The sequence below is a fragment of the Achromobacter sp. LC458 genome, from assembly GCF_001005835.2.
GTDB lineage: Bacteria > Pseudomonadota > Gammaproteobacteria > Burkholderiales > Burkholderiaceae_B > Achromobacter > Achromobacter spanius_B.
The window spans coordinates 22,959-38,270 of record NZ_LBHW02000018.1 but is presented as its reverse complement, the minus strand read 5'-3'; the positions used below and the strand labels follow the sequence as shown (position 1 = coordinate 38,270).

The following is a 15,312-nucleotide window of genomic DNA, read 5'->3' as shown; positions in this document are numbered from 1 at the left end:
GCCTGATGGTGCTCAGAAGAAGAAAGGCCCGCCGAAGCGGGCCGGAATGGCGTCAATCGATCGCCGCGAAGATGACATTTGCCTCGGCGTGTTCGCCGGCGAAGTCGCGCAGGGCGTGGTACTTCTCGGCCAGGTCGTCGCTGCGGTACTGGCTGCACAGTTCGCACAGGGCGTACAGCGTTGCCACGATGCCGGCGGCGTCCGCCGACATGGTCCGGTCGCACCAGTTCATGGGCCATACGATGTGAAGCGTCTCGTAGTCGGCCGGCGCCATGTAGAAGCCGTTCGGGATTTCGTAGTAGTGCCAGGAGCCGCCGCTGTACTCCTGCGACAGGCGATCCAGCCAGTTGTAGACGGAGATTTCTCCGCGCAGCATCAGGGGGATGCCGAAGTGTTTGGGCAAGAAGGCCAGACGATCGTGATCGGGGACCAGGCGGGCTTCAGCGAGGGTGGAGTGCGTCATGTAGTGCTCCTTGGAAGAGGGCCCCAGCCGGGGTGGCGGGACGGGAGCACTGGCGCCCTGCGGAACAAGCGCCGGGGGCAAGGGGACGTGGAATATAAAGCGCGCGTAGCGAGCGGCTATATGCCGCGAAAGCCCCTTGAGCCTGGCGCGCGCAGGGCCAAGATGCGCCCAGGCCTAACACCCAGGCTGGTCCCGTTCCCAGCACAATGCCGTCCGCCTTCTCCGAATCGGATAGCGTCCGAATGACAGCAAGTTCGGCGGCTGAGAGGCGGGCGTGATCGGCGTTGTGGCGGGCGATCCCTTCTTCCGAGGAGGTTGTGAGCGAGCCGCACCAACAAATCTAGCCCGAGACGGAAGCTACTCTGCTTGCCACGTGCGCGCCAGACGTGGAATCGTTTGGGTGTGCTGTCTATGCCGCATATCGCCCCTGCACGCCGATTTTCTTCGACCTGAACAATAACTTGCCGGAATTTGCTGGGCGGAATACAAGTACTGTCAGCCGCCAGACCCGGGCCAATCTCGGTCCTGTCACACCAACCCTGCAAGGAAGGCCCTTGAAAGACGTTGACCTTGCTGCATTGCAAATCGCCTGCCGAAATTTGGCGAGAGGCACCCTATGGTCAGAACAGGGAACACCCGAAATCGCCGTGGCGAAGCTTGTGGGCGAATTCATGCGAATCGTAGCTACGCAGGTCGCTGACGTGATCGAATGTGGTCGAGATCCCAACATAGTCACACGCGCGGTCAGCTACTTGACCTATACGCATGTCGCTCCGGTTGGAGTCGATGCGAAATGGTGGTTCACTGAGTTGCTCACTTGCCTGGTTGAACTGGCCGTGCCATCAATGATCCAGACGCCCGAATCCAGCGCCTTCCTGCTCGATGCGCAAGAAGGGATCGCGGAATCTCTGGGGCCTAGCGGGATCTAGAGGCCGTGTTCTAAAACAGTCCGGCCGACGCGGCGGCCTCATCTCGGCCGGATGTCCGCGGTCATGCGAGATGACATGAAGGTACATCCGGGTCATGACTTGGGATGGCCTTCAGAAGTTCGGAGCCACCGACAAGAGCGCGATACCCGAACTGTGACAGCCAGAGTTGCTGACGTTTGCATCGGACCGCAGCACGAGCGTTTGCTGACTCAATGAAATCGACGGGCGGCGTTACTACCAAGGCAGGAGGATGCAATGCGTCGAATCATGACCGTGTGGCATGTCAGACGGCGCGAGAATGCAGTTCGACTGCGAAATGAACAATGATGCTGGCTTGGCTTTGCCGCTTCCTTCCACGTAGCATGCAGTGATCGAAACTGGAGTACATACACTGGCAAACTCGAATAAGCGATGAAGGCCATTGGCTAGGAGGGCCAATAGCGGCGGCTGTGATGACTAAGATGCTAGGCTTTGCTTGTGCGGAACGACGCACAGTGGTGCCTACGGGGGCCTGTACAGAACTTGAGTATCTTATGGCTGATTGATGGGGGTCGGTGGGTATGTGGGAGAAGCGCGGGAAGCCGGTGGGCATACCCTGTGGGCAAGCGCGTGGTCAGGCGGCCTGCCACCGTTTTTCCATCAGCGGTTGTCCATGGGTCGAGCGAAGCGAACCGCGTGCTCGCGAAGCGATCATCCACATATCCACGGGTTCCGATAAACGTGTGTTGAATAGGTTGGTTAGCAGCTAAACAGATGGCCCAACATGCTTGCTCCCACGCCGTCATTGAAATAGGAATTGAATGGGCGTTTCGAACGGCCAGGTACTTGCCGAGTTACGGCATGTGCGCCTGCGTCAGATCCCCTGGTTCAGGCACGCGATCAGCTTTTCAAGAAATTACGTGCATTGGACCTGGTCACAACCGCCTACCAACGAACTTCCTCCGCTTCTGGTAGCCCCGATGTAGAAATTGCAGCTCTGTCTGAACGGGGAAGACAGGAGTTCGACAGGTGGAGCGGTTTGAAAAAAACAGCGGGCTGGGCGGCTTTTAGTCTGTTGCCGTACGAACAAGCAACGCCCGATCGCTAAGCCGGCCTAGCTCGCTTTGACCGCGAGGAGGCAGATGGCATGGGGAGCCTTAGATTGGATTTCACACACGAATGCACCCGCTCCAGTCATCATCCTCCACATTGAGGGCCGGCACGTGTCGTGGAGCTTCCCGCCGGAACATTCCAGGCTTTCGGATCCGCGGTCTTGTCGGCACTGCGCTCTTCACGTTTACGGCTTGCGCCCGAGCAAGGTGGCAAAACTAAGCGCTGCATATAAGAGAGCTGGATTAACCCAACTTTCTCGCAAAGTTTGGCTAAGGTACCGCGGCGCTGCTCTCGCTTCGGTCACGATGGCAGCTCTGTCGTTCACGTAACGGAGAGCGTTGGCCGTCGATACCCTCCCTCCAAGCCATCGCGCGTGAGTACCCATTGCCATAACTGAATATCTCGCGCTCGGAATGCGCCCGCGCACGATAGCAGGTAATAACTCCACATCCGGTAGAACCGTTGCCCCAACTTAGCCTGGAAGCGGGGCCAGGCGTGGTCGAAATTTCGATACCAAGCCATCAATGTCTTGTCATAATCCGCTCCGAAGTTGTGCAGATCTTCCGTGACGAACAGGCCCTCTGAAGCAGAACCGATCTGGGTAATTGAGGGGAGGTCGCCGTTAGGAAAAATGTACTTGTCGATCCAGGGGTCAGGCGTGGTGTCCGTCTGGTTCTTGCCGATCGTGTGCAACAAGAACAGACCATCGACGTGCAGGCAACGGTGTGCCACTTCCATAAAGGTCCGCAGGTTCTTTCGTCCAACATGTTCGAACATGCCCACGCTGGCTATGCGATCGAATCGCTCATTTATCGTGCGGTAATCCTGCAAGCGAAACTCCAGCGGCAGGCCTGCGTAAGCATGCTGCGCCCATTGCGCCTGCTCTTTAGATACAGTTACGCCCACGCACTGTACGCCGTAGTGCTCTGCGGCAAAACCCATCAAGCTTCCCCAGCCGCAACCAATATCCAACAAGCGCATCCCGGGACGAAGATCCAGCTTTCTGCAGATCAGGTCCAGCTTTTGCTCCTGCGCGGTGGTGAGATCATTCGCGCCATCCCAGTAGGCGCAGGTATACGTCATGCGCGGGTCGAGCATTGCAGTGTAGAAGTCATTTCCCAGGTCGTAATGCGTCTTTCCTACCTGCCACGCACGCCGCATGCTTTGCCGATTTAGCAGCCGTACCGTAAGCGCGTGGATCAATAACCGCCCAGGAACTACACGCTGGTCCAGCCGGGCGCGCAGAACGCGGTGAAAGAAAGCGTCAAGCTGCTCGGCATCCCACGCCCCGTCCATATAGGCTTCGCCCAAGCCAAGATTACCCTTCGCCAAAACACGATCAAACACGCTGTCATCGTGCACCTGGATATCCCAAGGGTTGGGTCCATTCACCGTTATCCCGGCCTCGGACAAGAATGCGGCCAAGGTGTCGCGCGCTCGTCGTATCGGCGGCGTGCTGGCGTGCGAAGGAAGCGACGCTACGGTCTTGGAGACTTGATTATTCTTCATGCTACTCCGTGATAGCTTCAAAAATTGCTATTTGAGTTGTGGGTTCCCACGTTGAGTCTGGCCGCCAGATACCATCAAGGCGCACCTTGTATCCGGTCCGGCGCGCAACGCCCTGCACCCATTTTCTGAAGCGTGCCTGACACCACTCGAAATGGTGCTCAGCATGGCGTCGATGATGCATGGATAGACCTTTCTCGATGTCGTAACCCTTGTTCGGCGTAGAGATCAGAAGGCGCTTGGGGCGGTAACCAGCGAGAATCGTCTTCTCAATGCGTGAGAGTCTGCGCGGACAGTAATGCTCCAGGGATTCCAGCATGATCGCGACATCGATATCCGGAAATGCCACACGAGCATCTGCGTATGACCCGGCGACAAGCTCCACGACTGCCGCCGGGGCCGGTGTAATCGAATCCAGCGCGGCACGGCAGATTCCGAGCCGCTGCCGGCTCACGTCCACACCGATCAATCGTTCCAACTGCTCCATTGAGGCAAGCGCCAACAAGAGATCACCTTCGCCGCACCCCAGGTCCAGCACGCGGCGGGCGCCGACAAGTTCTATGTAGCCCCTGACGTATTCAATCCGCTTGCGGTGCAGATCACTAGGCCCAAGCGCGTCGTCGACAAGACCACCAAAAGTTGGCTCACGCATCTGTTAGTCCGAAGTGATGGATGCGCGACCAGCCATCTGTCTTCACGCGCATTACGGTTCCATGCATTCTTGGCAGAAGACGGTGGCTGCATCCGCATCGAGACGGGCCGGGTCAATATCTTCACCACACCGGCAGCACAGTCCGAATGTGCCGTTTTCCACGCGCTGCAGCGCCGCGACCACCCTGCGTCGCCGTGTGGCTAGGCGCTCCCGAAAATCAAGCGCCATCGCTTGCTGTTGCATGGCATCCATTCGCGTCAAGCGGCCAACGCTGGATTGGTCCAGATGCACCACCGAAGCGGCCTCCCTGGCGTCGTCAAGCTGAGCGTTCAACGCTGCCAACTCGTGCTCGAGACGGTCCCAGAACACGGTTCGGTTAAATTCAGTCATGTACCTCCCCTGTTCTTACGAACTCGTGCTGTGGCGCGTCTACGACCGCGCAAAGGGTCCCAAGCAAGACACCGGCGGTGCGCGTGGCGACGCGCACCGCGTTCACGACAACATCCACGCTGTCTATCACATTGCGCGCAGCCAGATCACCAAAATCACCGCGCTCCGCGTCGAAGCCGAAAGCACCCTCGCCTTGTTCCACCGCTTCCATAACGACGTGCGGCGCCTCACCGGCGTTACGGGCAATTCGTAGCAACGGCTGGACAAGTGCGACACGGAGGGCCTCCGCTCCCGCCGACTCGTCAGGAGAGGCGTGCTGCAATTCGTTCAGCGACGATCGCGCTCGGACCAGACCCACGCCCGCTCCCGGCACAACGCCCTCACGCATTGCGGCGCGCAAAACCTGCAGGGTTCTCTGAGCCAGATGCACACGCATACGGCCGTGTTCATCGCCCATGTCGGCCAGCGCCAGGGTGCAAGCCTGGCGAGACAAGCGTGCAATTCGCGCTCCGATCAGCTCGCGTTGCGTAGCGTCGGGTGTTGCTTCCAGGTTTGCACGCATGACTTGAATATGGCTTCTAACCATGTCCTCCTCGGGCGGCAACATGCCAACGGCTTGCGTTGTGCCCCGCCCGGATTCAAGGCGCTCGGCCATTCCCCATTGATCGATGCGCAAGTCTCCAAGGCCCTGTCCTGTGAGGCGCTGGACCAGCGTTGCACCTGACACCGTGGCGATGTCTTGCAGCCATTCGGATTGCGCGTTCTCTGGAACGCCAATGGCGCAACAGTTCACCAAGCCAGACGCCCGACTCGACAACAACATCGCCAAAACAGGCGCCGAGATCGCAGGCGCGATGAACGCCAATGGCTGCGTCAGCGGCGCTGCACGCTCCAGCATCAGCGCCATGTCTTCCGTGCTATCCAAGGGATCTTGCGACACGACAATGTAGGGATTGTTCAGGACGACCATGCCTCGCATCGCGTCCGACGCGAAGCGGGAGGACAATGGGCCGGCGTTCCAGCGCAATCCTGTCGGGCGAAGCAAGGTGTCCTGGACTCGCTCTGCGGTTTCTATCGTGATAGCGCCAGGATCCGGGCATTCAAGAATGGCTTGGGCAGATAGGCTAGCGACCCCTTGATCACCATACGAAACAGCCCATGCCAAGCGCTCAAGCGCTGGCAACTGTCGGCACGGTTGAGCAGCATCGCGAAGATGCTCCACAACCGCCCCGGTTGCGCGATCAAGGCCTTGTTTCACCTGCGCCGGATTTGCGCCGGTCACGATAGCCTTGACGCATTCATGCAGCGTCGCGCTGGCCAGCAGCATCGCGGTCGTCGCGCCATCTCCGGTGAGGTCCCTTGATCGAGCACCCGCCTGCAGCAAGGTCTGCGCACCTTGGTTCTCGACAGGATCCTCAAATTCGACAGAACATGCTGCCTCGTAGCCATCTCGGGAAATCATGGGGGTTCCGTGAGCGCGTTCCAGAATGATCGGCCTGCCACGCGGGCCAAGGGTTACCGCTGCCACGCCGGCCATCCGTTCCGCACCGCGAGCGATGCGAATCAATGCATCGATACCAACAACGATCTCTTTTTCTGACATCGTGTTCTCCGCATTAGGAGTTAGACACACGGCATCCAGTCAGAAACGAGCCGAGCACATCCGCGCTCGGATTACGTAATCATCGGAATGCCACGAACCTGGATCTCGAAGCCTCGTTCTGCACGTCAAGAAACGGCAGCCGGACTGCAGCGCGCGGAAGTCTGATCAGGAAGAGAAAAGGGGGAAGCGGACAGCCGTCGACGTGCGCGTGCACGACGAAAGAAAAAGCGAGGTGGGAGGAATACCTGCCGAGAAACCCGCGTTGCGTTCCACATCGAGTCAGACGGCGCCCTAGCGGGCAGCCTGGAACTGACGAACTTCCATAAGACGAGACCCAGGAAGGATGCGGAATAGTGTTTACATCGGTGTAAGTACGACGCGGGATTTGAACTAAGTGAAAACAATTCTATCAGATCGTGGGCGCGCCGGACCGGTTGCCGGCTCGTCCCGATAAGCCGAAGCACGAATAGAAAACATGCGCGCAGGCCTGCCATGTGAACCGCGCGACACATTGGGAATCACAGGAACCACATAAGGCTCAGCCCATCGGCGAAAGTTCTGTTTGTGAACACGCCTCCCCAAAACCGCCTCGGCAATTAGCTGCAATTCCAACAATGTGAATCTGGGTGGAGCAAAGCTAAAGAGCATGACGTGACTGAACAAATTGGCCCGTACACGGGAGACCGCAGTCGCCAGTATTCGGCGATGATCGTGCTCCATTGCTCGCCCCGCGACCGTGTGGTCGTGCAGTGCGCCGCCTTCCATGTCGGATATCAAGCCTGCCGCGTGGAGTAGTTGCAAGCGTGAGAGAGCCCGGTCTTCTCGCCACGTATGGGGCGGCAAACCAAACAAGATCGCTATTCGATTGCGCAATCGTGCTTGGTGTAGAGGAGAGCGCGCGGTAGGACACCACCGCTCTAGGGAGGATACCAACGCGCTGATGTCGAAGGGCGTCCTAGTATCGTTCTCACGACGATCCTCCCAGGGCAAGTAGTCATACCAAGATTTCCAGTCGCGTCCAGGTGTCTTCGATAGATGGATATTTGATAGATAGCTCACCGACAAGACAGGGGCTTCCGGCTCTCCTAGGAGATACCGTTCGGCATGGGTATACAACTGCTCCACGCTGCTAGAAGTGTTCAACCGGTGTTCAAGCCAAGCGCGGACTTGCGCGGATAAAGAGGGGAACTGCGCCGAGACTTTTTCCCACGGCAGCGACTCCGAAGATCCCATAGTGAGTACCAGAGGCTGTTCATGAGCGACTGTAGAGACGACAAATACAATCTCCGGTTCGCCTATACGACTCATACGTCATGGCTCCTGTATACCGCCTTGGTGAGGCTGAAGAGCCCCTGAGCCAAGGAATGGGGGACGATAAGCACCTTGGGCAACGTTTGCACCGATGTCAATGTGCTAGGTAGAATAAACAAAACTCCCTTCCTCATCCCATGTAAATTCAAATTCACTCAGGCAAGACTCCATCTCTGGAGATTTCCTTAAGCGCTGAATCACGCATTCAGTGCCATGCTTGCTTCTGAAGTGATATGCACATTGCGTGAGCAATGTGTCGCTCCCCTTCTCCCTCTAGTAGCCGCTTGGTACGCACCTCAGCGCTTGTTCGTTGACTTAGGAGAACGTGCATGCGCACGCCCTTTGACCAAGTGTTCCATTACGGACAGTTGCCGTGTGCGCTACTGCACGCCAATTTCGACGACCTTGCCGACAAGGCAGTTCAGCTCAAAATCGGCGATATGCTGTTGTCGGCAACGGTGACACGCCGCGCGCCGGACTGGCTCAAGCCCGACGGCCTAGCGTTGAGGGTGGATTACTACGAATGCAATGCTGGGGCGAGCGGTCTTCCCCCCGTCAACACGCGTCGAGAGAGCGGCATGACACCGCGCGAAAGCGGCATAGCACACACCGTCTATCGTGCTATTCAACACTGCTTCGATCCTCACTGCCGGGACGAGATTCAGATAGTCATAAACATAGTGTCCTTGGACCCCGGTTGCGATGCGGAACTCGGCGCCTTGTTGGTGACATCCGCTGTGCTGCGCTTATCGGATCTGCCTGTAATCGCGACGCTAGGCGCAGCTCGGGTAGCTCTGTCGAAAGGGCGCTTTACGCTAAACCCTTCTTCCGATATCCGTGGGCAGGCGGACTTGACGGTTCTGGCGAGTGGGACGGCGCAGACGCTCACAATGGTCAACGCCCAGGCGGCAGAAATGCCAGAAGATGTCGTCATCGATGCAATCGCTTTTGCACACCTGCAAATGCAAGCCTGCATCAAGGAAATTGAGGCCTTCGCCGAGCAGGCGCTGCCGGTCGCTACGGCAAAACAAGCGCTTGCTTCGTTCGATCGCTACCCGCTTTGGCGCGCTGTAGAAGCTATGCGCACGACGGCGCGCTCCCGTGATGCGGCATACGCGCGAATGGCGGCAGCGAAGGCGTTCGATGCTCAACTGGTTCGTACCCGGCTACTGGGCGGTCAATTGCGTACAGACGGCAGGCATGCGCTTCATCTGCTCCCATCATCGACGTGTTTTGGCTTGCTTCCCGAGGCGCACGGTTCCGCCCTTGTCTCGCAAAGCCAAAACCAGACGCTGTGCTCAGTCACCCTCGGAGATGCCAGCGTCCCCCCGCAGCTAAGCTCCTCCTTGAATCGATCAAGAGAGCGATTCCTCGTTCACGTCCAAATGCCCACGCTCGACGCGCGCGAAGTTGAACGTGATCGCATGCTTGAACATCGCGACTGGCAACTGGCGGCATTTATCAAGAATGCGCTGGCTGCCGTTCTGCCGACGAAGAGTGTTTATCCAAGGACATGCCGGCTTGCGGTTGAGGTGCGCGAATCGTCCGACCCGATTCCGATGCATAGCGTGTGCGCGGCGAGCCTGGCATTGCAGAACGCCGGCGTGCCACTACGACATCCGGTCGTTGGCATAAGCGCTGGCGCTCTTCATAACCGTCAGCGCAACTATGTGCTGTTAGATGCGATTGGACCAGAACTGCTCGCCTTGGACGCACAGGCAAGAATGGCAGGCACCGCAGTGGGCGTGACTGCCTTGCAGTTGGACCTTCGTTCGCCAACCCCTCTGACCGTTCTGCATGAACTCCTGGCGAGAGCACGCGACGCCCGCCAAGATCTTGCCGCGCATCTAGCAATGCCATCGCGGCCACCCTTTTCCAGTCCAGGCGCGGAAACAGACGCATCCGCGCCGATGAACCGATCCCCTGTGGGCTTACATGGAGACCCCAATGCTCATTGATATTCCGGACGCCTTGTACGCCGCCGCGGTGAAAAACCAAGATAAGCACTTTTCTCGCCCCGAACAATTGCTTGCGTACTGGTCCACCTTGGGCAAATCCTGCCTGGACAATCCCAGTGTCAATCCGATACTTATCTCGCAGTTATTACTGTCGCAGCTGACCGAGCCATCTGAGTTGGCATGGCATACACGCGCACTAAATGACGAGAAATTGGTTGCTGAGTCCGAAGCCTATCGTTGTGAGGTCCGCACATTGCCAGAGGAAGCCAGGGCAGTCTGCGAGCGGGCATTGCTGCAACTTGCCACTCACCCAGGCGCGGGCATACGCCTCTTCGGAGAGCTGTCATGCTTCTCACTGTTCCAGTGGGCTGAGTACGGTCAATTGGTGCAGATCGGATACGTCAAGGGAGGCAAGCGCGTAGAGCTTCTTCTGGCAGGAATCTGCCGTCAATATGTTGGTGTTTGAGCGTCCCAGCGAGCTGCGAAGTCGACGTCTCTAGCATCTGTGACCTGCCGACGGCGCGACGCCCCTGGACTCGCTTGCAAGCCGATACGCGAGCATGCTTGCCAACAAGCAGTAAATGGCACAAGCCAGCGCTTGATGCGCAAGCCCGACCCCGGCGTCAATCAACAGACCAAGCATTAGCGGTGAAGCGCCGGTCGCCAGTACGTTCATCGCCTCCACGGAGGCGCGCACCGAAGCTAAACGGGTTGGGCCGAACATTTCTACCCAGAGCGCCGTAGCCAGAACATTGACAAGCGCTGAGGTAATACCGAATAGCGTGAAATACGGGATCGCGACCCAGTCACCACCTAGCATTGCAACCAACAAGAGCGCGATCATCTGCGGAATAAGAACAACCGGAAGCACTCTGCTTGCTGCAAATCGATCGATCAAAGGGCCGGCAGCAATCATGCCCGCGACGCGGGCTACTGCATAGGCGACAAATGCCGTGGCAACCCAGGCCATCGACCACCTCATTTCTGAGGCCAGACGCACCTGGTGAAAGAAGAAGCCTGTGGATATGAAGGGCGAAGCCAAGATAGCAGGCATCGAAAGTTGAAACCGGCGATCCCGCCAAAGCGACGTCTCACCGCTAGCCGGCGTGGGCAGTTGAAGTTTCTGCTCCCTCGCCTCTTCCATGCGCGTGCGGACACAGTCCTCTTTAACTTTTCGAGGTTCGCTCAGCAGCCGTAGCGAGACCAACGCCAGCAGCAGCAGGCTGCTTCCCACCAGCATCCACGTGTTCCTCCAACCCAGGGTCAATATCGCGAACACCGTCAAGCTGGGTAAAACTGCCTCGCCGAGCGGCAATCCGAGCGCGACGACGCTGATAGCCGTGCCTCGATTCACGGAGAAAGCACGCGCCGTAGCGGTCAATGCCGTATGCACCATCAAGCCCTGCCCGCAGAGCCGGAGTAGAAAGAATGCGACGACGAGCGAAGCCGGACCCGTACATAGGTACATCGTCAGACATCCCAAGGCCAACATCGATACGACAGCTACCGTGAAACGCGGGACGGTAGTTCTATCGATCCATCGGCCGACGCGACTGAGGGTTAACGCGCTAATCACGGTCGCTCCCGCGTAAAGTGCTCCTAAAGAACCGTCCGTCAAGCTGAACTCGCTACGTAGGCTGACACCGAAGATGGCGATGAAGTAGGTTTGCCCTAGGCTGGACGCCAGCATAAGCGTCATGCCGAACACCAGCGGATTGGGGCAATCAAGCAGGAATCGAATGTAGTTTTTCAATGAAACACCATGTGTTTCGCGTTGTGGAACGTCCTACGAGGGTTTAGAGCTGAGTGAGGGCAAGTCGGCCAATACTCTCGCGCATCTGATGAAAACGGATCATCGGCCACTGTTCACTGATCACGTCCAATTCGGATCGGGTCTTGAAAAGGTAGGCAGGCGCTTGAACTGCATCTTGATAAATCCGCCCCGGATGGTGAGAGACGAACTTGGCAAGTTCTTCCGGGGTTGCCGCAGACACCCATCGGGCTGTACGAAATGCTGTCTCGTGCAATCGAGCCGGAACTCCGTATTCATGGCGCAGTCTCTCCAGCGCAACGTCAAACTGCAATTCGCCAAAAGCGCCAAGCAGTACCGAAGCACCAGAAGTGTCCCGGAATACCTGGATCGCACCCTCTTGCCCAAGTTGAAGCAGGGCGGACTTTAGCTGTTTCACCTTCATTGGATCGTCGATGTCGACCCGCTTGAATATCTCCGGAGCAAAAAACGGAAGTCCAAGAAAATGCAGAGGTTCGCCAGAGGTGAGTGTGTCACCCAACTGGAGCGCTCCATGGTTGGGTAGTCCCACAATATCGCCCGGGTAGGCCTGCTCAATAGCTTCCCTGCGCTGAGATAGGAACGATACCGGTGCGCCGGCACGGATCATCTTTCCAGTGCGCGTCACCAGATACTTGGCATCCCTGCCGAATCGGCCCGAGCAAACACGTATGAATGCGATCCTATCGCGGTGCAGGGGATCCATGTTCGCCTGGATCTTGAACACTACTCCTGTAAATTCGGATTCAATCGCTTCTACCGTGCGTTCAAGTGCCGGCCGCGGCTGAGGGGAAGGAGCGATATCAACCAACGCATCCAGTACCTCTTGAACCCCAAAGTTGTTCACGGCCGAACCGAAAAAAAGGGGGCTCTGCCGACCTTCATGGAACGCGACTTCAGAAAACGCCGGCGCGGACGCCAGTACTAACTCAAGTTCCGTCCGTGCATCACGGATAGCGTCACCCGACGACGTATTAGTGACTTCATGAAAGCCATAGACCGCCTCGGGCGAGATGAGCTTGTCGTGCCACCCCGGAGAAAACGTCTTCACTGTCGCGCGCGCTGCATCAATGACGCCGTGAAAGTTGCGCCCCATTCCAATGGGCCACGAAAAAGGCACGATAGGAATGCCGAGCACTTGTTCCAACTCATCAACAAGTTCCAACGGATAGCGCACCTCGCGGTCCATTTTATTGACGAAAGTGATAATGGGAGTCTGTCGCGCGCGGCAAACCTCGATCAGACGCAGGGTCTGAGCTTCGATGCCATTAGCCGCGTCGATAATCATCAGTGCCGCGTCCACTGCGGTAAGGACACGATACGTATCTTCGGAAAAATCCTGGTGGCCGGGGGTGTCAAGCAGATTCAGTACATGGCCGCGATACTCCATCTGCATCACCGAGCTCGCGACGGAAATTCCGCGCTGCTTCTCAATGTCCATCCAGTCCGAGACGACATGACGCCTTCCTTTGCGCGCCTTGACACTCCCGGCGATGTGAATCGCCCCGGAATGAAGTAGTAGTTTTTCGGTGAGTGTGGTCTTGCCCGCGTCAGGATGCGAAATGATCGCGAACGTGCGACGACGTGCGCGCTCTTGCTGCAAAGTAAGCATGATTCTCCGCCTCGGTAGGGCCAAAATCAGGGCCAACGAGACATTCGCCAAGGCGCTGCGGCGTTGCGCATGCGCCATGCAACCATCAAATCGGCCCAGCCCAAATACACTGAAATCCACCGATACCGTCGCAACAGACCGCCAAGCATGGGGTGAAAGTCCGCTCAAAATCGGCGACCGATCGGTAAGGCTACTGGGAGGGGGAGGAAGTGGCTTACATCGGCAAGGAGGGGGGATGGGAATGATTGCAAGGCGCATCAAGCTAAGAAAGCTGTTATGATGATGCGCTCCTACGTCTCACTCTAGACGACATTATCCAATGTAGCAAACCGTCCAACGTGGCTCCGCCCGCGTTCCGCGTCCAGCATTTCCTTCAGCGCCGCATGTAGGCCGCTGAGCTTCCCGTTTCCCAGTCCGTATAAGAACCGCTAGAACCGTTTCGGTTCAGGTTTCATGCCGCGCGCACGCCTCTCTTGGCCGATGTGCCCAGTATGCCTGTACGGACCCATTGCATGCATCCAATGTCCCTAAAAAAAATTCGAGAAGAATGGTTCTCAAACGTCCGCGGCGATGTGCTGGCGGGCATCGTTGTCGCGCTCGCCCTGATTCCCGAGGCTATCGCGTTCTCCATCATTGCGGGGGTCGATCCCAAGGTCGGCCTCTATGCGTCCTTCTGTATATCAGTCGTGATCGCCATCGCTGGCGGCCGGCCCGGCATGATTTCGGCCGCAACGGGTGCAATGGCCTTGTTGATGGTCACCCTCGTGAAAGATCATGGCCTTCAATATTTGCTGGCGGCCACCCTGCTGACCGGCGTGCTTCAGATTCTTGCTGGCGCGTTGCGCCTGGGCGTGCTCATGCGCTTTGTCTCGCGGTCTGTCGTGACAGGCTTTGTCAACGCACTGGCAATCTTGATTTTCCTGGCACAACTGCCTGAGTTGACGAACGTAAGCTGGATTGTCTACGCGATGACGGCGGCGGGCTTGGGGATTATCTACCTGTTCCCCTATGTGACCAAGACGATTCCCTCCCCCCTTATCTGCATCGTGGTTTTGACGGGTATTTCCATGTACATGGGGCTGGACATCAGAACGGTTGGAGACATGGGTGAATTGCCTGACAGCCTGCCCGTTTTCCTGATTCCGGATGTGCCGTTCAACCTGGAAACCCTGCAGATCATTTTCCCGTACGCGGCCACCCTGACGGTCGTGGGCCTGCTCGAATCAATGATGACCGCTTCCATTGTTGACGAACTGACCGACACCACAAGCAACCGCAACCGCGAATGCGCTGGCCAAGGCATCGCCAATATTGCCTCTGGCTTCCTGGGTGGGATGGCGGGTTGCGCGATGATCGGCCAGTCCGTCATCAACGTGAAGTCCGGCGGTCGAGGCCGCTTGTCAGCTTTTGCTGCTGGCGTGATCCTGCTGATCATGGTTGTGTTCCTGGGACCGTGGGTAAAGCAGATTCCCATGGCCGCACTGGTCGCCGTCATGATCATGGTGTCGATCGGTACGTTTAACTGGGCATCAATCAAAGGACTTGCCCAACATCCGAAAACCTCGAGCATTGTGATGGTGGCGACCGTTATCGTGGTGGTCGGTACGCACGATCTTGCAAAGGGCGTGCTTGTTGGCGTCCTCCTGAGCGGCATTTTCTTTGCTCACAAGGTCGGACGCGTGCTGCGCATTACTTCCGAAGTCCGCGAGGAAGGTACGGTGCGGGCGTACACGGTCGTTGGCCAGGTTTTCTTCGCGTCTGCCGAGAACTTTGTGAAATCGTTCGATTTCAAAGAAGTTATAGAACGCGTGCAGATTGACGTCAGCCGCGCGAGATTCTGGGACATTTCCGCAGTTGGCGCACTTGACACCGCGGTGCTCAAATTCCGGCGCGAGGGCGCAGAAGTGGAAGTCATCGGAATGGACGAGGCCAGCACCACGCTAGTTGATCGGTTTGCTATTCACGACAAGCCCGACGCGATGGACAGGTTGATGGGCCACTAAGGAG

The 15,312-nt window shown here is 57.7% G+C and carries 11 protein-coding genes; 4 read left to right on the top strand and 7 right to left on the bottom strand.

Features of this window, described 5'->3' with window-relative positions; genetic code table 11:
* Positions 1-52 precede the first annotated feature (52 nt).
* Positions 53-463, bottom strand: coding sequence for an antirestriction protein (locus tag YH64_RS16355; RefSeq protein WP_046804274.1), 411 nt, complete (start codon positions 461-463; stop codon positions 53-55).
* Positions 464-1,017: 554 nt separating this feature from the next.
* Here YH64_RS16355 and YH64_RS16350 point away from each other — a divergent pair.
* Positions 1,018-1,392, top strand: a complete 375-nt coding sequence (locus YH64_RS16350; RefSeq protein WP_046804275.1) for a hypothetical protein — start codon at positions 1,018-1,020, stop codon at positions 1,390-1,392.
* A gap of 1,413 nt (positions 1,393-2,805) precedes the next feature.
* Here YH64_RS16350 and cfa read toward each other — a convergent pair.
* Genes cfa through groEL form a run of 4 tightly spaced genes read right to left on the bottom strand, consistent with a single transcriptional unit; the run spans position 2,806 to position 6,635 of the window.
* Positions 2,806-3,993 (bottom strand): cyclopropane fatty acyl phospholipid synthase, encoded by a 1,188-nt coding sequence (gene cfa, locus YH64_RS16345; RefSeq protein ID WP_082134436.1) that lies wholly within the window; start codon positions 3,991-3,993, stop codon positions 2,806-2,808.
* Position 3,994: 1 nt separating this feature from the next.
* Positions 3,995-4,642, bottom strand: coding sequence for a bifunctional 2-polyprenyl-6-hydroxyphenol methylase/3-demethylubiquinol 3-O-methyltransferase UbiG (locus tag YH64_RS16340; protein ID WP_046804276.1), 648 nt, complete (start codon positions 4,640-4,642; stop codon positions 3,995-3,997).
* Between the two features lie 51 nt (positions 4,643-4,693).
* Entirely contained in the window at positions 4,694-5,032 is a 339-nt protein-coding gene (locus tag YH64_RS16335; protein WP_052945991.1) for a TraR/DksA C4-type zinc finger protein, read from the bottom strand.
* Positions 5,025-6,635 (bottom strand): chaperonin GroEL, encoded by a 1,611-nt coding sequence (groEL, locus tag YH64_RS16330; protein ID WP_046804277.1) that lies wholly within the window; start codon positions 6,633-6,635, stop codon positions 5,025-5,027. Before groEL ends, YH64_RS16335 begins: the two co-directional genes overlap by 8 nt.
* Before the next feature lie 1,640 nt (positions 6,636-8,275).
* On the opposite strand from groEL, the gene YH64_RS16325 reads away from it, so the two are divergent.
* Positions 8,276-9,904: a hypothetical protein gene (locus YH64_RS16325; RefSeq protein ID WP_046804278.1), complete on the top strand. Its 1,629-nt coding sequence runs from the start codon at positions 8,276-8,278 to the stop codon at positions 9,902-9,904.
* Positions 9,894-10,370, top strand: coding sequence for a hypothetical protein (locus tag YH64_RS16320; RefSeq protein ID WP_046804279.1), 477 nt, complete (start codon positions 9,894-9,896; stop codon positions 10,368-10,370). Before YH64_RS16325 ends, YH64_RS16320 begins: the two co-directional genes overlap by 11 nt.
* 30 nt (positions 10,371-10,400) lie before the next feature.
* On the opposite strand, the gene YH64_RS16315 is transcribed toward YH64_RS16320, so the two are convergent.
* On the bottom strand, positions 10,401-11,657 hold the full coding sequence (locus YH64_RS16315) for an MFS transporter (RefSeq protein ID WP_046804280.1): 1,257 nt from the start codon (positions 11,655-11,657) through the stop codon (positions 10,401-10,403).
* 43 nt (positions 11,658-11,700) lie between these two features.
* Complete coding sequence (locus tag YH64_RS16310) at positions 11,701-13,305, bottom strand: peptide chain release factor 3 (protein WP_046804340.1); 1,605 nt, start codon at positions 13,303-13,305, stop codon at positions 11,701-11,703.
* Between the two features lie 521 nt (positions 13,306-13,826).
* On the opposite strand from YH64_RS16310, the gene YH64_RS16305 reads away from it, so the two are divergent.
* Positions 13,827-15,308, top strand: a complete 1,482-nt coding sequence (locus YH64_RS16305; protein ID WP_046804281.1) for a SulP family inorganic anion transporter — start codon at positions 13,827-13,829, stop codon at positions 15,306-15,308.
* The last annotated feature ends 4 nt before the right edge of the window (positions 15,309-15,312 follow it).